The following is a 21272-nucleotide window of genomic DNA, read 5'->3' on the forward strand; positions in this document are numbered from 1 at the left end:
AGCGACGCCACCACGAGTTTCACCCACCTGCGGGTGGCCCGAAGGGCCAGGGTTTCTTGATCGACGGAACGAGGGCGGCGGGGCGGCGCCGCGGCCGACCGCTAGCCGCCCTACAAGCCGCGGGTTGTCACCGCCGCGTAGGCGTCGATGATGCCGTAGCCGTAGAACCCGTTGAAGTTCTTGCCACCCTCGCAGTAGGCGTTGAACTCCGCGTCCCGGCCTTCGTTGGTGTAGGTCTGGAGCCGCGGCTTCGGGCAGGCGTGCGCGGCGGCGGTCCGGTTGAGCTGGTACTCGACCTTCCATGGCGCGAGCGTCAGCCCGCCGTTCTGGTAGTCGCGATGGCCAAACTGGCTGACGATCAACGCCGCCACACCAGACGCGTGCGGAGCCGCCATCGAGGTGCCCTGCAGGTAGGTGTAGTACCCGCAGGCGCCGGCCGCCGTGCAGTCCTTGAAGACGAACGAAGCCGCCGCCGGCACCACGTTGCCGTCCTCGTCGACCGTGCCCTCCTCCTGCAGCACCTTCTTGGGGTACGCCGAGAGGATCATGTTGGCGTCGGAGCGGAACGACGGCGTGCCGAAGCCGTCCCGGAACCAGCCACCGGGCGCCGCGACCGAAATCTGCTCGGTGCCGTAGTTGGAGTAGTCAGCCTTCTTGGCCGACGGGCCCAGCGCGGAGACGCCGATGACGAAGGGACCCTCGACTGGCAGGTCCCAGCACGTGTTGTTGTCGATCTCGCGGGGATACGCGGGAGCGCCAAAGTCCGGGCTGGAGATGTCGGTACGCGGGTCGCCCAGGTCTTCGTGGTTGTTGCCGAGCGCGCCCACCAACGTCACGCCTTTGAGGTGGGCGTACGTCAGTGCCCGGGTCATGCCCTTGATGATCGCCTGCTGCTCGGCCTGCGCCTGGGGCGAGTCGGCCGGGTTGTTGAGGCAGTTGTACAGCCACGGGTCGACGTAGAACGACATGTTCACGACGTCGAGGCCCGAGTCGGCGGCGTGCGTGAGGGCGTTGACCACCGGCTCCAGGAAGAAGTACCCGGAGTCCTGGCCACCCTTGAGCTCGACCAGGGTGACCTTGGGGGCCACGCCGGAGACGCCCACACCGTTCGCGGCGGCGCCGATGGTGCCGGCGACGTGCGTGCCGTGCCCGTTGTCGTCGGTGCCGACCGGGTCGAGGCAGCTCTCGACCTCACACGGACCGTCGACCTCGACGATGTCCGGGGCGAAGTTGCGGGAAAGGGAGGCGCTGAAGTTCGGCGCGAGGTCGGGGTTGCTCGCGTCGAGGCCGGTGTCGAGGATGCCGACGGTCACACCCTTCTTGCCGGCCTGCTTGCGCCGCGACTCGTCGGCCCGGATCATGTCGAGGCCCCAGAGCTTGTCGTCCAGCGGGTCCATGCTCGTCACGCCGCTACGGCCGCGGGCGGTGCCGGTCGCGGCGGTCACCCGGTTCTCCTGCTCGACAGCGTCGATCTCCAGCTTGGGCGCGTAGCCGATGGCCTTCCGCTGTGCCGCGCCGATGAGCGCGTCGGCAGCTGCCGCACGGGTCGCAAAGTCGGTGCGCGTCGAGCTCACTCGGAACACGCCGACGCTGTCGTTGCGCTCGACAACGGTGCCACCAGCGGCGGCGATCGCGGCGACGGCCGCGTCGGCCGACACGCCGTCCTCAGCCACCACCGTGTAGTCGGTCGTGCTCGCCGGGGCCGCGTTCGACGGGCCGGTTGGCACTATGGCCACGAGGGCCAACGCTGTCGCGGTAGCGACGGAGCCCATCGTAAGGCGTCTGCTCACCATGATTTCCTCTCGTTGAGGGGTCGGTGAGCATCAAATCGAACAGTGGACCGTCGCACAAGAGTGCTGGCAGCTCAGCTAAGGAACGGATTTCCACGTCGGGCGCGTTTCCGGCGGGTCGCGGCCGGCCGAACCGGTTCAACCAGACCGCGCGCATCCCGGCCCGGCGGGCGGCCACCACATCGTGCTCCCACGAGTCGCCGACGTGTACCACCGTGGCCGGGTCGGCGCCGGCTGCCGCCACGACGGCGGCGAAGAATTCGGGCGCGGGTTTCTTCGGCAGGCCACCGACGTGCGCGTACACCTCGAAAGCGAACTCGCCGCGCAGGCCGCACCGGTGTGCGTGGCTGTTGCCGTTGCTGGCTAGGCCCACGGCGTACGAACGGCGCAGGGCCGCCAGCGCCGGCCGTACGTCGGCGAACGGGCGGCTCAGCTCGAACCGCCGTGCGAAGAACAGCTCCGCGATTCGCTCCAGTTCGGACGCAAGGCCGGCGCGGGCCAGCGACCGCCGCAGCGCCGCCCGCCGGATCTCGGTGACAGGCTCGGCGTACATCGCCGAGAAGGCCAGGTTCCAGTCCGATGCCAGGTCGATCGCGGACACCTCGACCGCCGCCGGGGTCAGCCGCCGCATCTCATCGAGTACTGCGACAAGCGCCCCGTCGACGGCCGCGCGGAGGTCGACGACGGTCTCGTCCGCGTCGAACACGACCGTCGTGATAGTGCGGGGTGCTCTCATGGTCGGGTCATTCGCAGCACGTCCAGCGCCTCGTCAAGCTGCTCCTGCGTGATCCGGCCAGCCTCGACGTGCCCCCGGTCGAGCACGACCGCCCGGATCGACTGGCCGGACGCGAGCGCCTGCTTGGCGATCGAGGCCGCCTCGTCATACCCGAGGTACTTGTTGAGCGGCGTGACGATCGACGGCGACGCTTCCGCGTACTCACGGCAGATCTCGACGTTGGCGACCAGGCCGGCCACGCAGCGGTCGGCGAGCAACCGGCTCGCGGCGGCCAGCAGCCGGATCGATTCCAGCAGGTTGCGCGCCATGACCGGGAGCATCACGTTGAGCTCGAAATCGCCCTGCGAGCCGGCGAACCCGACGGTCGCGTCGTTGCCGATCACCTGTGCGCAGACCTGGCGTACCGCCTCGCTGACCACCGGGTTCACCTTGCCCGGCATGATCGACGACCCCGGCTGGAGGTCGGGGATGTGCAGCTCGCGCAGGCCGGCTCGGGGCCCGGAGCCCATCCACCGGATGTCATTCGCGATCTTGTAGAGGCCCACGGCGATCGTGCGGAGCTGCCCGGAGGTCTCCACGAGCGCGTCCCGGGCGCCCTGCGCCTCGAAGTGGTTGCGCGCCTCAGCGAGCGGCAGCTTGGTCATCTCGCGGAGCTTGCCGATCACCGCCGCCGCGAACCCGGGCGGCGTGTTGACGCCGGTGCCGACCGCGGTGCCGCCTAGGGGCAGCTCAGCCAGCCGGGGCAGCGACGACTCCAGCCGCTCGATGCCGTACTGCACCTGCGCCGCGTACCCGGAGAACTCCTGCCCGAGCGTGACCGGCGTCGCGTCCATGAGGTGCGTGCGCCCGGCCTTGACGACGGTCTTGAACTCGTCGACCTTGCCCTCGATCCGGAAGCCCAGGTGGCGCAGGGCAGGCAGCAGGTCGTTGACGACGGCGTAGGTGGCCGCCAGGTGGATCGACGACGGGAAGACGTCGTTGCTGGACTGCGACGCGTTCACCTCGTCGTTGGGGTGTACCGGCCGGCCCAGCTCGCGGCTGGCCAGGGTGGCGAGCACCTCGTTGGCGTTCATGTTCGACGAGGTGCCGGAGCCGGTCTGGAAGACGTCCACCGGAAACTGGTCGTCGTAGCCGCCGTCGGCCACGTGAGCCGCGGCGGTGGCGATCGCCTGTGCCACGTCAGGCGGCAGCGCCCCCAGCTCCGCGTTGACCTGGGCGGCCGCTCCCTTGATCTGCGCCAGCGCCCGGATGTGCGCCGACTCCAGACCGCGCCCCGAGACCGGGAAGTTCTCCACCGCCCGCTGCGTCTGCGCCCGCCACAGCGCCTCCGCGGGCACCTGGACCTCACCCATCGTGTCGCGCTCTACGCGAAATGCCTGCTCAGTCACTTATCCATCCTCCCCTGCCCGGTACACGCCGGTCTGTCGGTAGATGGCGAACGCCCGATCCGCGTGCCGGCGCGCCTGGCCCGGATCCTTGTCACGCAGGCAGGCCGCGAGGCCGTCGAGGGCCCGCGCCTGCTCGTACGGGCTGGTCACCTGGGTGGCGATGGCATGCGCGGCCCAGTGCTCGGCCACGGCCTGCTCCCGGTCGCCCTTCGCGGCCAGCGTGACCGCGAGATCGTTGCGGATGGCGGCCTCGCCACGCCGCTCGCCGATCCCCTGCATGATCGCCACCGCCTCCCGGTGCAGGCGTTCCGCCTCGTCGAGCCTGCCCAGCTCGCGCGTGGCCACCCCCAACCCGCTGCGCGCCTCTGCCTCGCCGGACCGGTTCTCGGTGCGCCGGTGGATGCGCACCGCCGCCGTGAGAAGCCGGCGCGCGATCGCGTACTGGCCGAGGCGGATGCGCACCTGACCCAGGTTGCCGAGCGCGGCACCCACCTGGAAGTCGGCGTGCCGCTCGGCGTAGAAGAGCAGGTGCCGGCGGTGGCAGTGCAGCGCCTCGGCGTACCGGCCGCGCAGCATCGCGACGAGACCCAGCTCGGCGAGTGGAAACGCGACGCCCCGGTCAGCCCGGAACCGCCGCCAGATGTCCATGGCCCGCCGCAGGTAGCTCTCCGCCTCGTCGAGCCGCCCTAACTGGACGTGCGTCACGCCGAGGTTGGCCACGCTGATCCCGACCCCGCGCAGGTCGCCGGCGCGTTCCCGGAGCACGAGCGCGGCACGCAGGTGCTCGATGGCCTCCTGCGCCCGGTCGGTGCGGAAGCAGCCCGCCGCGAGGTAGTTGTGCATGGTCGCGGCCGCGTCGCCGTCGCCGAGGCGGTCAGCTGCCATCAGTCCGTCGCGGAGCGAGTCCATGAGGTGGTCGGAGTACCCGCGCAGGAAGTAGAAGCGCCACACCGTCCCGGCGATCCGCCAGGCGTAATCCTCGTGCCCGGCTCGCGCCGCCAGATGCACGAGGACGGCGAGATTGGCGCGCTCGGCTTCCAACCAGGTGAGATCGATGCCCGCCAGGAGATCGGGGCGCTGCGGCTCGCCGCCGGCGAGGCCGCGGGCGCTCGGCGCCATCAGGCTCCGGCTGGCCGCCGACGCGGCGTGCAGGTAGTGGTCGCAGAGCCGCTCTATCGCGGCGTGCCGCTCGCCTTCCGGCTCGGCCACGGCGGCGAGGTCGCTCGCGTACTCCCGGATGAGGTCGTGCAGCCGGAACCGCCCAGCCGCCGGCTCGTCGACGAGGTGCCGGTCGACCAGCTCGTCCAGCACGTCCTGGGCCACCGGCAGTGGCACACCCGCCAGTGCCGCCGCCGCGGTCGCGTCGAACCGCTCGCCCGGGTACAGGCCGAGCAGGCGGAAGACCCGCTGGGCCGGCTCGCCGAGCTGGCCGTACGACAGTGCGAACGCGCTCGCCACCGTGCGGTCCTCGGCCACCAGCTCGGGCAGTACCGGCCGCTCGACGCCCAGCCGGCCGGCCAGGTGCGCCACCCGCCAGCCCGGCCGGTGGGCGAGCCGGGCACCGGCCAGCCGGATGGCGAGCGGCAGGTACCCGCACCGGCGAACCACCTCGGCGGCCGCGTCCGGCTCGGCGTGGACCCGGTCGCCGGCCACCCGGGCTAGCAGGTCGACGCCCTCGCGAGCGGACAGCAGCGGCATCGATTCGGGCTGGGCACCGTCGAGCCCGACCAGCCGGCGCCGGCTCGTGACCAGGGTCAGGCAGTGCGCGGTGGCCGGTAGCAGCGGAGCCACCTGTGCGGTGCTGGCCGCGTTGTCGAGCACCACGACCGCCCGGCGTCGCGCCAGCTCGCTGCGCCACAGCGCGACTCGTTCGTCCAGGTCGGCGGGGATCCGCTCGCCCGGCACGCCGAGCTGCCGCAGCAGCGTGACGAGCGCGGTGGCCGACTCCAGTGGATCGCGCTCGCTGTGCCCGTGCAGGTCGACAAAGAGCTGCGCGTCCGGGTACGCGGACGCGACCAGGTGCGCCACGTGTACCGCCAGCGACGTCTTGCCGCTGCCCGCCATCCCGTCGATCACGTGCATGACCGGCTTTTCGGGGTCGACGCGAGCCACCTCGACCAGCCGGGACACCAGGTCGGACCGGCCGGTGAAGTCGGCGAGGCCGCGCGGCAGGCAGCGGGCCAGTGGCGGCACCGACCGGGGCGGCTCGGCCAGCGCTGGGTCGTTCCCGAGGATGCGGCGGTGCAGGTCGCGCAGGGCGGGTCCGGGCGGCACGCCCAGCTCATCGTCCAGCGCCCGCCGCGCCCGCTCGTACTCGGTCAGCGCGTCCGCCGGACGGCCGGCCCGGTACTGGGCGAGCATGAGCTGGGCGCGCAGGCGCTCCCGCAAGGGATGCTGGTCGACCAGCTCGGACAGCTCGCTCACCAGCTCGGGAACGGTGCCGAGGCGTAGCTCGACGTCGAACCGGTCCTCCGCTGCCCGCAGCCGCTGCTCGTCGAGGGTCGCGGCACCACGCTGCACCGCTCGGCTCGCGATGCCGGACAGGGCCGGACCGCGCCACAGCGTGAGGGCGACCCGGTACTCGTCGCGTGCCTCCACCCACCGTTCCGCGGCGGCGGCTTCCCGAGCCCGCACGACGGTCTGCTCGAACACGGCTGCGTCGAGTTCGTCCGGCTCGACCCGCACGAGGTACCCGGCGGGGTCCGTCACGATGGCGTCGTCCGGGATGCCGGCGGCGACGAGCGTCCGGCGCAGCCGGGACACGCAGCTCTGCAACTGGCCGCGCGCGGTTGCTGGTGGGCGCTCGTCCCACATCGCGTCTATCAGGTCGTCGACCGGGACTACCCGCCCGGCGCGCAGCAGCAGCGTCGCGAGCAGGGCCCGGTCGCGGGCCGCGGTGACCGGCGCGTCGCCGACGCCGACGGCCAGCGGGCCCAGCACCCGAAATCGCACGTCAACCCTCGTCCGTCGCGGACAGGACTGCCAGCTGAGCCGCCAACCGGGCGGCCACGCCCTCGGCGTCCGGCACACCCATCTCGCGGTAGATGACCAACGAGCGCTCCCAGTACCGCCGGGCCTGCTCGGCCGCCGCGGGCGCGGTGCACCGGGCCAGCCCGTCGAGCGCCCGCGCCTCCTCGTACCGGTGCCGGATCTGGGTGGCGATGGCGAGCGCCTGGTTGTGCTGCTCGACGGCGGCGGACCGCTGGCCGGCGGCGGCGAGCGTGATCGCCAGGTCGTTGCGGACCAGCGACTCGCCGCGCCGGTCGCCGGTCTGCCGGATGATCGCCAAGGCCATCCGGTGGTGCCGCTCGGCCTCCGCGAGCTCGCCGCCCATCCGGTGCCCGACGCCCAGGTCGTTGAGGACCTCGCCCTCGCCGTACCGGTTGCCGGTGCGGCGCTTGACGATGAGAGCGCTGCGCAGCAGCCGCATGGCCGCCGCGCGCTGCCCGAGCCGGAGCCGCACCTGCGCGATGTGTCCGAGGGCGGCGCCGACATGGAAGTCGAGCCGGCGCTCGCAGGCCAGGATCAGGTGACGGCGGTGCAGATCGAGCGCCTCCTCGTACCGTCCGAGCTGGGTGAGCATCAGTCCGAGGTCGGTGAGGGCGAGCGACATGCCCTGGTCGTTTGCCAGCCGCCGCCAGGTCTCCAGCGTCTGCGACGAGCAGATTATGGCCTCTTGCAACCGGCCGAGCTGGCTCAGCACGACGGCGAGGTTGCCGCGGCAGGTCGCGGCCTCGCGCACGTCGCCGAGCGCCTCGCGCAGCTTGAGTGCCGCCTCGACGTGCTCGATCGCCTCGTCGTACCGCGCCGCCCGGTAGTGCACCGAGGCGAGGTAGTTGTGCATCGTGGCCACCGCGGCATCGTCGCCGGAGCGCTGAGCGGCGGCCAACCCGTCCCGGTGCGTGATGAGCAGCTCGTCGTTGTAGCAGCGCAGGTAGAGGAAGCGCCACATCGCCCGCGCCAGCTTCCAGGCGTACTGGTGATGCCCGGTCTCGGCCGCGCACCGCACGAACGCGGGCAGGTTGAGCCGTTCCGCCTCCAGCCACGCGGCACCGTCCGCCGCGCCCGGATCGACTAGGTCGGGGCGCAGCGGCACGCTCAACTTGAGCGACTGCTGAAGCTTGTCGGCGCGTTCGATCTGCTCGCTGGCACGGACGACGGCGTGCAGATAGTGGTCGAGCACCCGGCCGGTCGCGGCCTGCCGCACGGCCTCCGGCTCCTGAGCGGTCGCCAGCTCCCGGGCGTACTCCCGGATGAGGTCGTGCATCCGGAACCGCCCGGCATCGGGCTCCTCCAGCAGGTGCCGGTCGACCAGTTCGTCGAGCAGGTCCTGTACCACCGGCAGTGGCAGGTCGACCAGCGCGGCCACCGAGAGCGCGTCGAAGTGGAGGGCCGGATGTAGCCCGAGCAGCCGGAATACCCGCTGCTCAGGCTCGGGCAGCTGGCCGTACGAGAGCGCGAAGGCGCTCGCCACAGTGCGGTCTTCGGCTGCCAGCTCGGGCAGCACCGGGCGCTCCTGCCGCAGCCGCCCGGCCAGGTCGGCCACCCGCCAGCTGCGGCGGTGCGCCAGCCGGGCGCCCGCGAGCCGGATCGCCAGCGGAAGGTACCCGCACCGGCGCACCACGTCGGCGGCGGCCGCGGGCTCGGAGCGGATGCGTTCCGGGCCGGCGACCCGGGCGAGCAGCTCGACCGCCTCCGGCTCGGCGAGTACGGGCAGCGGCTCGGGGTGCACGCCGTCCAGCCCGACCAGCCGGCGCCGGCTGGTCACCAGCGCGAGGCAGCCTGGCGCGGCCGGCAGCAGCGGGCTGACCTGCGCCGTGCTGGCCGCGTTGTCGAGGACGACGAGGACCCGGCGGGTGGCCAGCTCGGTGCGCCAGGACGCGACCCGGTCGTCGGTCTCGGCCGGTATCCGCTCGCTGGGCACGCCGAGCTGACGCAGCAGCGTGACCAGTGCGGCAGCGGGCTCCAGCGGCTGCCGCTCGCTGTGGCCGTGCAGGTCGACGAAGAGCTGCGCGTCGGGATACCGGCCGGCGAGCGCGGTCGCGACGTGTACCGCCAGCGTGGTTTTGCCGCTGCCGGCCATCCCGTCGATGAGCTGGATCACCGGCCCGGTCGGGTCGGCGTTCTCCACGGCCTTGACCAGGCGGGCGACCACCTCCGCGCGCCCAGTGAAGTCGGTGGCGGCCCGCGGCAGGCAGCGCGCCGGGGCGGCGTGGTGCGCCGGGCGCTCCTCGGCGGCGGCGCCGAGGTCACCGGCGAGGATGCGCTGGTGCATGTCGCGCAGCGCGGGCCCGGGCTCGATGCCCAGCTCGTCGGCCAGCACCTGCCGCGCTTCCCGGTAGACGGCGAGCGCGTCGGCCTGCCGTCCCGCCCGGTACAGGGCGAGCATGAGCTGGGCGCGCAGCCGCTCCCGGAGCGGATACCGCTCTGCCAGGTCGGTCAGCTCGCCAAGCAGCTCGCGCTCGCGGCCCAGGCGCAGCTCGACCTCGACGCACTCCTCGATCGCGACGGCGTGCTGCTCGTCGAGCGCCGCCGCGCCGCGCTGCACCGCGCGGCTGGCGATGCCGGCGAGCGCGGGGCCGCGCCACAGCCGCAGCGCCGACCGGTACAGGTCGCGGGCCTCATCGGCGCGGTCGTCCGCTGCGGCGGCCCGCGCCTCGGCGGTCAGCTCGGCGAACACCAGCGAGTCCAGGTCGCCGGGGCCGACCTGGGCGGCGTACCCGGCGGGGTCGGTGACGATCACGTCGGTGCCGGTCGCCGCCGTGAGGGCCCGCCGCAGCCGGGACACGCAGTTCTGAAGCTGGCCGCGGGCGGTGGTCGGTGGGGTGCCGTCCCACATGGCGTCGACCAGCCTGTCGACCGGCAGCACGCGGCCGGCGTTGAGCAGGAGCATGGCGAGAACGACCCGATCCCGGCCCGCGGTGATCGCGGTGTCTGATGCCCTCGCTTCGCTCGGGTCGTTCGCGCGCCCGGAAGCGCTCACGGTGTCGCCCGGGTCGCCTGTCTCGGCTCCGCCGACTCGCAGCGGGCCCAGGATCCCGAACCGCATTTCCGCTCCGCCCGCATGTGTGCCGACCGATCTCTCGCAGAAATGTAACCCGAGACGGAAAGGGTGCGGCGTCTCGAATGAGAGCGATATGGGAGCGGTTCGAGAGCGGCAGCCACCAGTATGGACGTGCGGGGACCGCATAACGGGACTGTGCGGCTCATAACGGGGGCAGTCGCCTGTCTGCTCGACCGGCGGACAGGCGACTGGTGGCCGCCGGCCCGGCTCGCTGGGCCGGCGTCAGCCGCCTCCGCGTCAAGCGGCGCTGATGATGTTCAAGACCCCTTCGTGCCGCGAAAACGCGCCCGTACCTTCGGCCCGTGCGTTCATCCAGGATGCCTAGCTGGACGAGGCGCCTGATCGCCGTGTTCGCAGCTTGGTAGGAGACCCCCAGTCGTGCGGAGGCCGGCGTTCGGTAGCCGGAAGGCGGCTTGGTCAAGGCGAGCCACGGCGACCGCCGCCTGGGTGACTGCCAGGTAGGTCTCTTGCGCCAGGTCGAGCTTGGTCGGCAGCGGGTGGGGGATGAAGGCTGAGCAGTCGTAGTTCTCTTGGAACCGAGCGTCCCACCCGGTGATCCGGACAAGTGCAGGCCCATAGGCGAGCCAAGCTACCAAGCTTTCTGCCCGCAACGTTAAATCACATGCTCGAAGCGGCATCATGCCCAGGGCCAAGCGTGTCAGGGGCCGATCCATAGTGCGAGCCAGCCAGCGATCATGCTGCTAACGCTGATCGCCAGCGAGAGTATGTCGAAGCCCCTGGGCCGAGTCAGCTCCCGCGCAGCCTGCCGCCTCGGCAATCCGCCGGAGGCGGCCGCGTTGACCGACCGGTCCGGGTGTCGGTACCGGGCCGCCGCACGATCGCGGTCGCGGCGGAGAATCCGACCCAGGCGATCGAAACGGTGATACTTACAGCCGATCAGCCAGCCATTGCCGATGAGGCGGCACGCCCGCCGCTGACGGGTGTAGCCGCCGCACCTGAATGGAGCAACCAGGGCAAGATATGGGACGAACAAGCCAAGTACGACGAATATCGCCATACGGCGCTGCTCAGAGATCCAGAAGAGTACGGCCACGATGACCAGGACGACGCCGACGGTTGCACGCTCAGCGATACCGGACGACCTACGGCTGACCATAGACCGACGCTAATGGCCAACCGTGCGTAGTGGAACCCTGTCACAGGGTACCCAATCCGACAGGCCAGGGGCCTTGCTTGAATACGCCGACGCGTCGGCCGGTCTCGGGGCGTCTTTGCCTCGGCGCTGCGGCGCGAGCGCCGTTGAGCGGCCGGCCGGGGATGGGTGGATGGACGGGGTTTTTGAAACCGCGGAGAGTGAGGCCGCGGGAGCAACGGTCCGGACCACCGCGAACATCGCGGTAGCTCAATATCCTTCGAATAGACCGTCTAAGGCCGGCGCCCGACCCGAAGGACAGGGTTAGGACGGGTCACCTCGGCGAAGAAGTCGTTGCCCTTGTCGTCGACCACGATGAAGGCCGGGAAGTCTTCGACCTCGATCTTCCAGACCGCTTCCATGCCCAGTTCCGCGTACTCCAGGACCTCGACGTGCTTGATGCAGTCCTGGGCCAGCCGGGCAGCGGGGCCGCCGATCGAGCCGAGGTAGAAGCCGCCGTGCTGCTCGCACGACTCGGTGACGCCGCGCGACCGGTTGCCCTTGGCGAGCATCACGTGCGACCCACCGGCGGCCTGGAACTTCGCCACGTACGCGTCCATCCGCCCGGCCGTCGTCGGCCCGAACGAGCCGGACGCGTACCCCTCAGGAGTCTTGGCGGGCCCGGCGTAGTAGACCGCGTGATCCCGCAGGTACTCCGGCATCGGCTCACCCGCATCGAGCCGCTCGGCGATCTTGGCGTGTGCGATGTCGCGGGCCACGACGAGGGGACCGCTGAGCGACAGCCGGGTCTTGACCGGGTACTTGGACAGCTCGGCGCGGATCTCGTCCATCGGGCGGTTCAGGTCGACGTTGACCACTTCGCCGCCGTCGAGCTGGGCGTCGGTGACGTCGGGCAGGAAGCGGGCGGGATCAGTCTCCAGCCGTTCCAGCCACACGCCCGACGGGGTGATCTTGGCAAGCGCCTGGCGGTCGGCTGAGCATGACACCGCGATCGCCACCGGGCAGGAGGCGCCGTGCCGCGGCAGCCGGATCACCCGGACGTCGTGGCAGAAGTACCGGCCACCGAACTGCGCGCCGATGCCGAACTGCCGGGTCAGCTCCAGCACCTCAACCTCGAGCTCGGTGTCGCGGAAGCCGTGCGCCAGCATCGAACCCTCGCTGGGCAGCGTGTCCAGGTACTTGGCCGAGGCCAGCTTCGCCACCTTCAGCGCGTACTCCCCCGAGGTGCCACCGATCACGATCGCCAGGTGGTACGGCGGGCACGCGGAGGTGCCGATCAGCCGCAGCTTCTCGTCCAGGAACGCCATCATCCGCGCCGGGTTCAGCAGCGCCTTGGTCTCCTGGTACAGGTACGACTTGTTGGCCGAGCCGCCGCCCTTGGCCATGAAGAGGAACTTGTACGCGTCGGGGCGGCCGCCCGGGTCCTCGGCGTACAGCTCGATCTGCGCCGGCAGGTTGGTGCCGGTGTTCCGCTCCTCCCACATCGTGATCGGGGCGAGCTGGGAGTACCGGAGGTTGAGCCGCGTGTACGCCTGGTACACGCCGTTGGCGATGGCCCGCTCGTCGGTGCCGTCGGTCAGCACGTGCCGGCCGCGCTTGCCCATCACGATGGCGGTGCCGGTGTCTTGGCACATCGGCAGCACACCGCCGGCCGCGATGTTGGCGTTGCGCAACAGGTCGAGCGCCACGAAGCGGTCGTTCGGCGAGGCGGCCGGGTCGTCGATGATCGATCGAAGCTGGGTGAGGTGCGCCGGGCGCAGGTAGTGCGCGATGTCGTGCATCGCCTCGGCGGTGAGCTGGGTGAGCACCTGCGGCTCGATGGTGAGAAAACGGCGCCCGCCGGGCCCGTGCACCACGTCGACCCCCTCGTCGCTGACCAGCCGGTACTCGGTCGTGTCAGCACCGATAGGAAGCAGGGGCGAGTGCGCGAAGGGGGCAGGGCCGCTCATGACGGGCAAGCCTACTTCTCCGCCTGGCACTGGGGTTCCTTCGGCCCGTCGCAGTACTCCGCTCCGGTGCCGGGCGGTGTTCGCGTCCCGCTGGGCGTCGGCGTGACGCCCGCGAACGGGACGTACCCGATCTGGCGCCCCTCCCCGATGATCATGCCGGCCGGGCCGACCGCCCAAACCTTCGCCTCCGACTTGATGCTCACCAGTTCGTTGCCGTTGACGGGTGCCCACGCGGTGATCCGGTGCGGATCCTCCTGCGTGGTCACCACCGCGTACGGCGTGATCACGGTCTGCGCCTTGCGGTCGTGGACCGGTTTGGTCCAGCGCGGCCGGGACGACCCGTACGCGTACGACACCACCGACTTCCCGTCCTCCGGCCGCACGATCGCGTACGAGTCGTCGACCGCCTGAAGCTTCTCGCCCTTCTTGCCGAGCCACAGCACCCGACCGTCGTACGCGTCGACCACCACCTCTTGCCCGTTGGCTGCCACGCCGACGACCACGTTCTGCCCGCCGTTCGGGTCGTCCCGCTGGGCGCAGCCGGCGCCGCTGGTGGTTCGCAGGTTGAGCGCCTCTTTCTGCCAGACCTGCCGGTCGGTCGCCGCGTCGGTCGCGGTCACGGTGAAGTAGCAGGTGCCGTCGCCGGAGCGGGCCTCGACCCGGACCAGCCGGCCGCCGACCACCGCGTACCGGTCGTCGCGCTCGGGCTCGAAGTCGCGCGCGATCCGGCCGTCGCTGGTGTCGACGACGCGCACCTTGTGGTCGATCGGAAACCCGAGCAGCGACGGCAGCACGACGGGCCCGGCGACGTCGCCGGCTATCCCCCGCGCGGTCAGCGGCTTGGCGTCGAGCAGGTCGGGGTTGTCCGCGAACAGCACGAACCCGACGCCCGGCAATTCGGCCGTCCACCGCGGTTTCGTGCCGCGCGGGTCCCAGGCGCTCAGCGTGCAGTCCTTGGCGTCGGCGCAGCGCACGTCGAGCAGCGCGTCGCGGTACGTCCACACCGCCACCGCCTGGGTGTCCTTGCGCCAGACGATCCCGCTTCGGGGGTCGAGCACCTCGTAGCCCTTTTTGAGCAACTCCCCGACCACCACGGCCGCGTTGTCGCCCTCGCCAGCCACCGCTCCCCAGTCGACGTCGCGCTTCCACAGCCGGGCGCCGGTGCCGAGGCTGCGCGACTCCACCGAGGACCGCTGCTCGACAACTGCCACGCTGCCGGTGATCGTCACGCTCTTCGGCTTCCCGCCGACGCTCTGCTGCCAGGAAGTATCGGGGCTCGCCAATGGGCGGGTGCGGCTCACCCAGTTCCAGATCTCCGGGAAGGGGTTCCACACGTTCGTGCTCACGAGGACGACGAGCACGATCAGGCCGGCCACGATCCAGCCTGCCCGGCCGCTCGTCCCCTTCGCCACCTGGTCACGTTAGCGACACGCCGTGGCGAAACCCGCGACCGCGATCCGCCCGTGTCGATGGGATATATGATCACTTAGGCGTTTTTATCGAGGAGCGCACCAAGGGCAGCGTCCGGTACGGGATCTGCTCGGCGAGCGCGATGAGCGTGGATGCCCGCACGATCCCCTCGTGCGAGACGATCTGGTCGATCACCCGTTGAAGGTCGGCGTTCGACCGGGCCACGATGCGGCAGAGCAGGTCGCCGGAGCCGGTGATCGTGTGCGCCTCCAGCACCTCGGGAATGGCCGCGAGGTGCGCTGCGACCGGGTCGTGCCCGTGCCGCTGGATGATCTCCAACGTCACGAACGAGGTGACCGCGAACCCGATCGCCTGCGGCGCGATCTCGGGACCGAACCCGCGGATCACACCGCGCTCCACGAGCTTGTCGAGCCGCGCCTGCACGGTGCCGCGGGCCACCCGGAGCCGCCGCGAGCACTCCAGCACCCCGATCCGGGGCTCCACCGCAAGGAGCGTTATGAGCCGCGCGTCGAGGCCGTCGAGCTGGACAGTCTGCCCACCTGTCATACCCACAGACGCTACCAAATGTGCAACCTGACCAGGGTTTCACGCACCAGTTGCCCAGGCAATCGGACTACGGCGATGCTCGTCACATGACCCAGCTAACTGGCGCTCGCTCCGCTCGCGCGGGTCACGCGCCTTTTGTGCCTCCCTGTAGCCGCCAGTCGCTCCGGTCGCTGCGCTCCCTGCGCTTTGTGGCGGCTGCGGGAGGCGGCGCATGACCCAGGTGATGGCCGCTCCGCAACATGTCTCGCGCGACCCGTTCCCGGTCACGGGGCTCGACTACGTGCACTTCATGGTCGGCAATGCCAAACAGGCCGCCCATTTCTATTCGACCGCCTTCGGCATGACCTGCGTGGCATACCGCGGACCAGAGCATGGCTTCCGTGACTACGCCGAGTACGTGCTGGTCAGCGGCTCGGCCCGGTTCCTGCTGTCCGGGCCGGTGCGGGCCGGTGTGGCCGGCGCCCGCCACCACGCCCGGCACGGCGACGGGGTCATCGACATCGCCCTGGAGGTCCCGGACGTCGACCGGGCGTACGCCCACGCGCTTGCCCAGGGCGCCACCGGCCGCAGCGCACCGCACGACCTCAGCGACGCGCACGGCACCGTCCGGTCCGCCACGATCGCGGCGTACGGCGACACCAGCCACACGCTTGTCGACCGGTCCCGGTACCACGGGCCGTTCCTGCCCGGCTTCGTTTCCCGTGATCCGATCTTCAACCGCCGGCCGATGATCGAGGCTGGCCTCCAGCCCAAGCGCTTCTTCCAGGCCATCGACCACGTCGTCGGCAACGTCGAACTGGGCAAGATGGACGAATGGGTTGAGTTCTATCACCGGGTCATGGGCTTCACGAACATGGCCGAGTTCATCGGCGACGACATCGCTACCGACTACTCCGCCCTGATGTCGAAGGTCGTCGCGAACGGCACCCGCAAGGTCAAGTTCCCCCTCAACGAGCCGGCGGTCGGCAAGCGCAAGTCGCAGATCGACGAGTACCTGGAGTTCTACGGCGGGCCAGGCGCGCAGCACATCGCGCTCGCCACGGGCGACATCCTGGCCAGCGTCGACGCGATGCGTGCGGCCGGCGTCGAGTTCCTCGCGACTCCCGACTCGTACTACGACGACCCGGCGCTGCGGACCCGCATCGGCAAGGTCCGGGTGCCGATCGAGGAGCTGAAGTCCCGCCGCATCCTGGTCGACCGCGACGAGGACGGGTACCTGCTGCAGATCTTCACCAAGCCGGTTCAGGACCGGCCGACGGTGTTCTTCGAGCTGATCGAGCGACACGGATCGCTGGGCTTCGGCAAGGGCAACTTCAAGGCGCTCTTCGAGGCCATCGAGCGGGAACAGGAGCGTCGCGGGAACCTGTAACACTGTCCGCGTGACGCAGCCTCCGTTCCCCACGACACCGCCTCCGTGGGCGCCCACGCAACACCCGCCAACGCCGCTGCCGCCACCACCGCCACCGGCTCCGCCACTGAGCCCGGGCGGGCGGCCGCTCGCCAGCTTCACCGACCGGCTGCTGGCATACCTGATCGACGCCGGGATCTTCCTGGCCGTCGTGATGGTTTTGGCGCTGCCCGCGATCGTGATCTTCGTCGTGGTCGTGGCCGGTAACTTCGAGGTCGCACCCGATGGCACGCTCACCGGGCCCGACTTCGCCGACTTCTTCGTGCCGTTCCTGCTGCTGGAGGCCGGCGTCTTCGGGGTGTCGCTCGTGCTGACGTACGTCTACTACGTGGAGATGATGTTCCGGTCCGGCCAGACTTACGGCAAGAGAGCGATGCGCATCAAGGTGGTTCCGCTCGACCCGAACGCGACGCTTGGTCGGTCGCACGCGGCCAAGCGGTGGCTGCTGTTCCACGTGGCCGGTGCGCTGGTGCCCTTCCTCAGCTACGTTGACGGGCTGTGGCAACTCTGGGACAAGCCGTACCTTCAGTGCCTCCACGACAAGTTCGCCCAGACCGTGGTCGTTAAGGTTCCTGCGTGAGCGTCGCACCGGGCTGGTACAAGGATCCGGCCGAACCAAGCACCCAGCGGTACTGGGACGGCGAAGGCTGGGTCGGCACGCCGTTGCCGGCCGATGCCACACCGCCGCCTGGCCCACCGCCCGAGCCCGCGCCCCCGCCCGTCGCGCCGCCACCTCTCGCCTCGCGGCCGGTCGCGCTCCCGGGGCCGATATCGCCCCCGCCGCCGATCAACGGCCGGCCCGCGCCGCCGCCCGGGCCACCGCCACCGATCGCCGCACCGCCGCAGTTCGGGTACCGGCCGCCTGCCCCGCCGCCGCGGCCCCACGGCATGCGGCTCGCCTCGGTCGGCGCCCGATTCGTCGCCCGGCTCATCGACTTCCTGCTGGTACTGCTACTCAACGCCGCGGTCAACGGCTGGTTCATCTACCGGTACGCCCAGGAGATCGCGCCGCTGTACCGGGCGATGAACGAGCGCATGCTGGAAGGCCGGAACTGGTTCGAGGACCTGCCCCAGGCCAGCCCGCAGGCCGGCCGCCTGCAGATCGTGATACTGCTGATCGCCACCGCGCTGTGGTTCGCGTACGAGGTGCCGGCAACCGCCAACACCGGCCAGACCATCGGCAAGCGCATCATGGGCATAAAGGTGGTGCGGACGGAGAGCACCGAGCGGCTCGGGTTCGGCAGGTCGTTCCGCCGCTGGAACACCCTGGGCCTGCCGACCCTGCTGTGGTTGTGCTGCGTCGGTTTCATCCTGCAGCTCGTCGACTGCCTGTACCTGCTTTTCGACCGCCCGCTCTACCAGGCGCTGCACGACAAGTCCGCGCGCACAGTCGTCGTGGAGCTGCCCAGACCCGGCACCGCACAACCGGCACCGCCAGCACAGCCCGGAGGTACGACATGACCCAGTTGATCGCGGCGGCTGCGGGAGGCGACGCATGACCAAGCTGACCCGCGCCGACCTGGACGCGCTGCCCAGTTACGTGCCCGGCCGCAGCCCCGCCGACCTCGCCCGCGAGCTGGGCCTCCCCGAGGCGATCAAGCTGGCGAGCAACGAGGTGTCATACGGGCCGCTGCCCGGCGTGGTCGAGGCGATCACCGAGGCGGCCAGCACCGTGCACCGGTACCCGGACATGGGCGTGCTGGCGCTTCGGACCACGCTGGCGGAGCGGTACGGCGTCGACCCGGACCGCGTCGCGACCGGCTGCGGCTCGGTGGCGCTGTGCGAGCACCTGGCGCGCGCCACCTGCCTGCCCGGCGACGAGATCGTGTACTCGTGGCGCTCCTTCGAGGCTTACCCGATCATCGTGGCCACGACGGCAGCGACCAGCGTGCGGGTGCCCAACGACGCCAGCCACGGGCACGACCTGGACGCGATGGCGGCCGCGATCACCGACCGCACGCGCGTGGTGCTGGTCTGCAACCCGAACAACCCGACCGGCACCAGCGTGCGGCGCGCACAGCTCGACCGGTTCCTCAATGCCGTCCCCGACGACGTGCTGGTGGTGCTCGACGAGGCCTACCGCGAGTTCGTCACCGACACCGAGGTGCCCGACGGCCTGCGCGCGTACGGCGACCGGCCCAACGTCGTCGTGCTGCGCACGCTCTCCAAGGCGTGGGGCCTCGCCGGCCTGCGGGTCGGTTTCCTGGTGGCGCAGCCGGAGGTGGCCGCCGCCGTACGCAAGGTGGTCACGCCGTTCTCGACCAGCACCACCGCCCAGGCGGCCGCGCTCGCCGCGCTCCAGCAGGCCGAAGAGGTACGGCGGCGGTGTGCCCTCGTGGTGTCCGAGCGCGACCGGGTCACCGAGGCGGTGCGCAAGCTGGGCGTGGAGGTTCCGGACAGCCAGGCCAACTTCGTGTGGCTGCCGCTCGGCGGGCAGGCGGCGCAGTTCGGGGCGGCGTGCGAGGCGCGCGGCGTGATCGTGCGGCCGTTCCAGGGCGACGGGGTGCGCGTCACGATCGGCACCCCGGCGGAGAACGACGCCTTCCTGGCAGCCGCCGAAGCGGCCCTCGCCTAGAGCGGGGCGGGCTCGCGCCACATCGGCCAGTACGGCGCGCCATCCGGCACCGCGAACGGCTCGCCGGACCGGTAGCCGTGCCGCGCGTACAGGTCACGGCTGGGCGGGCTGCTCGCCTCCAGATACGCGGGCACGCCGTCGGCGTCCAACTGGGCGTGGTAGTGCCGCAGCAGGGCGGAGCCGAGGCCTTCGCCCTGCCGATCTGGGCGGACGGCCAGGCTGGCCAGATAGTGGTGCGGCTGCCATGGGCGGTGGGCTTCGAGCAGCCGGTCGACCAATTGGAAGCGGTCGGTCCACCTGCCGCAGGCGCTCGACAGCCGGCGGTCGTAGTCGGCTGGTGGCGGCAGCGGCCGGCCGTCGCGTGGAAACCACACCGCCACCGCCGACCGGTCGTCGGTCACGTGCACCTCGCCGTGCGCCAGCGCGTGCTCGACGTGGATCTGGAAGTGGTCGCGCAGCACCCGGTGCCGCTCGCTGCGAGGCGGCACCAGCCACACGAACACCCCCAGGTGCTGGAAGGCGTCTGCGATCGTGCCCGCGATGGTGCCGGCCTCAGCTGGGTCGGCACGCACGATCGACATGTGCCTCATCCCGCGATGTCACCGGCGGCGGCCTGGACCTGGACGACCAGCTCGTGCAGGGGGGCGGGCAGCGTGGCTGTGAGCCGCGCCAGGGCACCCTGGTCAGCGGGGTCGCTCAGCACCTCGTGGCCGAGGCCGACGGCGCCCACCAGCGATGCCAGCGTCACGTCGTCGGCGGTCAAAGCGGTGTGCTTGGCCAGCAGGTCGCGCAGCCGGGTCACGGAGGCCCTGGCCGCGTCGGCTTCCACCGGGCAGTACCGAACCGTGGTGCGCCACAGCCGCCGGGTCTCGCTGCGCCTCGCGCCTCCTGCCCGCACCATGCGTTGCCCCACGGTTTCCATCGCGTCCGGGCCGAGCAGGTCGAGCCACCGCCGCACGGTCAGGTGCCGCGGCTCGGCGACGATCCGGGCGAGCACGGGGTGCGTCTCCAGGTCGGCGGAGGGCCAGCGGTCTACGGCGACGAGCCGCCCGGAGACGATGGTGACGCTGCCCTCCAGGACCAGCTCGCCGAGCAGCGCGGCGGCCATGCCGAGGCCGGTGGCCCGCGGCGCGGTGCTCGGGCGTGCAAAGGCCCGGTCGTACACGATGAGGAAGAGCTCGTCGGCGATCCGAAGCCCGGTGGCTGGCCTCGTGCTGACCATGTAGTCCCCCCGCTGACGGTCGGCTCCACAACAGACGCAAGCTGGACAGGCCCACCGGTGCCCAGTGTCTTGACAGATGCGTCAAGACCCGGTAGCCACACCAGAATGCACCGGAACTACATGCAATGCAACTCCCGTTTCTGTCTTCAGTGGACCTTGGTAGCGCACGATGCATAGAAATGCGAAACTCGCTGCCGTGTCTGGAAGCCCAACAGTTCGCCGCCGCCGCATCGCCCGCGAGCTCCGCCAGTTGCGGGAGCGCGCCGGCATGAACCTGGAGCAGGCGGCTCGCCAACTCGACATGTCCAAGAGCAACCTATCCCGCATAGAGAACGCACAAATCGGCATCAAACCACGCGATGTGCGTGCCGCCCTGGCGCTGTACCAGGTCACCGGCACAGACGCGGAAGCCCTCATCGAGATCGCTCGTGGGGCACAGCAGCGCGGCTGGTGGCAGAACTACAGCGACGTCCTGCCGGTCTGGTTCGAGTTCTATGTCGGCCTGGAGGCCGAGGCGGCCGCCGTTTGGACGTATGAGGCAGAGACGGTTCCGGGCCTCATGCAGACCGAGGATTACGCCCGCGCCGTTTACCAGATCACGGCCGGCGAAGACGATATCGACAAGAAGGTGGCGGCTCGCATCCGGCGGCAAGACGTGCTGCACCGCGAATCGCCGCTCGAGGTCTCGGCCGTACTGAACGAAGCGGTGCTCTTGCGTTCCGTGGGCGGCGACCGCGTAATGAGCCGTCAACTAGATCATCTGGTTGAACTATCAGAGCTACCTAACGTGACTATTCAGGTACTGCCCTTTGATAGTGGCGGCCATCCGGCGATGACAACACCCTACGTGATCATAAGCTTTCCCGACGCAGCCGACGACCCAGTCGTGTACCTAGAGAATTTGACCAACGGGCAAGCTTTGGAAGAGCAGGATCACGTGCGCGGGTATACACTCGTCCACGAGAGGCTGCGCAAAATGGCGCTCCCTCCCGACGAATCGATCGCCAAGATTCGCGACGCCTCTCGCAACCGTCCGTAATCATTCTAGG

General features: G+C 70.7%; 15 protein-coding genes and 1 pseudogene. 6 read left to right on the top strand and 10 right to left on the bottom strand.

Features of this window, described 5'->3' with window-relative positions; all coding sequences use genetic code 11:
* Window positions 1-110 precede the first annotated feature (110 nt).
* The 5 genes and pseudogenes from V6V89_RS32820 to V6V89_RS32840 all read right to left on the bottom strand — a co-directional run bounded on the left by V6V89_RS32820 (window position 111) and on the right by V6V89_RS32840 (window position 9963).
* Window positions 111-1790 (bottom strand): S8 family serine peptidase, encoded by a 1680-nt coding sequence (locus tag V6V89_RS32820; protein ID WP_334623429.1) that lies wholly within the window; start codon window positions 1788-1790, stop codon window positions 111-113.
* Window positions 1791-1848: 58 nt separating this feature from the next.
* A pseudogene (locus V6V89_RS32825) lies at window positions 1849-2526 on the bottom strand (HAD family hydrolase); the annotation flags it as partial.
* Window positions 2523-3878 carry a class II fumarate hydratase gene (locus V6V89_RS32830; protein ID WP_334623463.1) on the bottom strand — a complete coding sequence of 452 codons (1356 nt, stop codon included), beginning with the start codon at window positions 3876-3878 and terminating at the stop codon, window positions 2523-2525. The gene V6V89_RS32830 and the pseudogene V6V89_RS32825, both read right to left, overlap by 4 nt.
* Window positions 3879-3914: 36 nt before the next feature.
* Window positions 3915-6866, bottom strand: a complete 2952-nt coding sequence (locus V6V89_RS32835) for an AfsR/SARP family transcriptional regulator (RefSeq protein WP_334623430.1) — start codon at window positions 6864-6866, stop codon at window positions 3915-3917.
* A gap of 1 nt (window position 6867) precedes the next feature.
* Complete coding sequence (locus tag V6V89_RS32840) at window positions 6868-9963, bottom strand: AfsR/SARP family transcriptional regulator (protein ID WP_334623431.1); 3096 nt, start codon at window positions 9961-9963, stop codon at window positions 6868-6870.
* Between the two features lie 829 nt (window positions 9964-10792).
* On the opposite strand from V6V89_RS32840, the gene V6V89_RS32845 reads away from it, so the two are divergent.
* Complete coding sequence (locus tag V6V89_RS32845) at window positions 10793-11125, top strand: hypothetical protein (RefSeq protein ID WP_334623432.1); 333 nt, start codon at window positions 10793-10795, stop codon at window positions 11123-11125.
* Window positions 11126-11364: 239 nt separating this feature from the next.
* Here V6V89_RS32845 and V6V89_RS32850 read toward each other — a convergent pair whose 3' ends face one another.
* From V6V89_RS32850 to V6V89_RS32860, 3 genes are all read right to left on the bottom strand, one after another.
* On the bottom strand, window positions 11365-13041 hold the full coding sequence (locus tag V6V89_RS32850) for a fumarate hydratase (RefSeq protein ID WP_334623433.1): 1677 nt from the start codon (window positions 13039-13041) through the stop codon (window positions 11365-11367).
* Window positions 13042-13052: 11 nt separating this feature from the next.
* Window positions 13053-14453 (bottom strand): hypothetical protein, encoded by a 1401-nt coding sequence (locus tag V6V89_RS32855; RefSeq protein WP_334623434.1) that lies wholly within the window; start codon window positions 14451-14453, stop codon window positions 13053-13055.
* A gap of 70 nt (window positions 14454-14523) precedes the next feature.
* Window positions 14524-15018, bottom strand: coding sequence for an Lrp/AsnC family transcriptional regulator (locus V6V89_RS32860; RefSeq protein WP_334623435.1), 495 nt, complete (start codon window positions 15016-15018; stop codon window positions 14524-14526).
* Window positions 15019-15229: 211 nt separating this feature from the next.
* Here V6V89_RS32860 and hppD point away from each other — a divergent pair, with 211 nt between their 5' ends.
* The 4 genes from hppD to hisC are packed head-to-tail and all read left to right on the top strand — an operon-like array spanning window position 15230 to window position 19001.
* Window positions 15230-16387, top strand: coding sequence for a 4-hydroxyphenylpyruvate dioxygenase (gene hppD / locus V6V89_RS32865; protein WP_334623436.1), 1158 nt, complete (start codon window positions 15230-15232; stop codon window positions 16385-16387).
* Window positions 16388-16397: 10 nt separating this feature from the next.
* Window positions 16398-17006: an RDD family protein gene (locus V6V89_RS32870; protein ID WP_334623437.1), complete on the top strand. Its 609-nt coding sequence runs from the start codon at window positions 16398-16400 to the stop codon at window positions 17004-17006.
* Entirely contained in the window at window positions 17003-17887 is an 885-nt protein-coding gene (locus V6V89_RS32875) for an RDD family protein (protein WP_334623438.1), read from the top strand. The genes V6V89_RS32870 and V6V89_RS32875 overlap by 4 nt, the downstream gene beginning before the upstream one ends.
* 34 nt (window positions 17888-17921) lie before the next feature.
* Window positions 17922-19001 carry a histidinol-phosphate transaminase gene (hisC, locus tag V6V89_RS32880; RefSeq protein WP_334623439.1) on the top strand — a complete coding sequence of 360 codons (1080 nt, stop codon included), beginning with the start codon at window positions 17922-17924 and terminating at the stop codon, window positions 18999-19001.
* Here hisC and V6V89_RS32885 read toward each other — a convergent pair.
* Together V6V89_RS32885 and V6V89_RS32890 are read right to left on the bottom strand one after the other, a co-directional pair.
* Window positions 18998-19591, bottom strand: a complete 594-nt coding sequence (locus V6V89_RS32885) for a GNAT family N-acetyltransferase (RefSeq protein WP_442935268.1) — start codon at window positions 19589-19591, stop codon at window positions 18998-19000. The genes hisC and V6V89_RS32885 overlap by 4 nt on opposite strands.
* Window positions 19588-20223, bottom strand: coding sequence for a GOLPH3/VPS74 family protein (locus V6V89_RS32890; RefSeq protein ID WP_334623441.1), 636 nt, complete (start codon window positions 20221-20223; stop codon window positions 19588-19590). The genes V6V89_RS32885 and V6V89_RS32890 overlap by 4 nt, the downstream gene beginning before the upstream one ends.
* Before the next feature lie 196 nt (window positions 20224-20419).
* On the opposite strand from V6V89_RS32890, the gene V6V89_RS32895 reads away from it, so the two are divergent.
* Window positions 20420-21262, top strand: a complete 843-nt coding sequence (locus V6V89_RS32895; protein ID WP_265251457.1) for a helix-turn-helix domain-containing protein — start codon at window positions 20420-20422, stop codon at window positions 21260-21262.
* Window positions 21263-21272: the final 10 nt, after the last annotated feature.

This window comes from Micromonospora sp. CPCC 206061 (assembly GCF_036906915.1).
GTDB lineage: Bacteria > Actinomycetota > Actinomycetes > Mycobacteriales > Micromonosporaceae > Phytohabitans.

Excerpts from the sequence above, each read along its gene's own strand:
- hppD (WP_334623436.1), top strand. The coding sequence starts at position 15,230 with ATGACCCAGGTGATGGCCGCTCCGCAACATGTCTCGCGCGACCCGTTC.
- V6V89_RS32840 (WP_334623431.1), bottom strand. The coding sequence starts at position 9,963 with ATGCGGTTCGGGATCCTGGGCCCGCTGCGAGTCGGCGGAGCCGAGACA.
- V6V89_RS32850 (WP_334623433.1), bottom strand. The coding sequence starts at position 13,041 with ATGAGCGGCCCTGCCCCCTTCGCGCACTCGCCCCTGCTTCCTATCGGT.
- V6V89_RS32830 (WP_334623463.1), bottom strand. The coding sequence starts at position 3,878 with ATGGGTGAGGTCCAGGTGCCCGCGGAGGCGCTGTGGCGGGCGCAGACG.
- V6V89_RS32860 (WP_334623435.1), bottom strand. The coding sequence starts at position 15,018 with ATGACAGGTGGGCAGACTGTCCAGCTCGACGGCCTCGACGCGCGGCTC.
- hisC (WP_334623439.1), top strand. The coding sequence starts at position 17,922 with ATGACCAAGCTGACCCGCGCCGACCTGGACGCGCTGCCCAGTTACGTG.
- V6V89_RS32885 (WP_442935268.1), bottom strand. The coding sequence starts at position 19,591 with ATGAGGCACATGTCGATCGTGCGTGCCGACCCAGCTGAGGCCGGCACC.
- V6V89_RS32890 (WP_334623441.1), bottom strand. The coding sequence starts at position 20,223 with ATGGTCAGCACGAGGCCAGCCACCGGGCTTCGGATCGCCGACGAGCTC.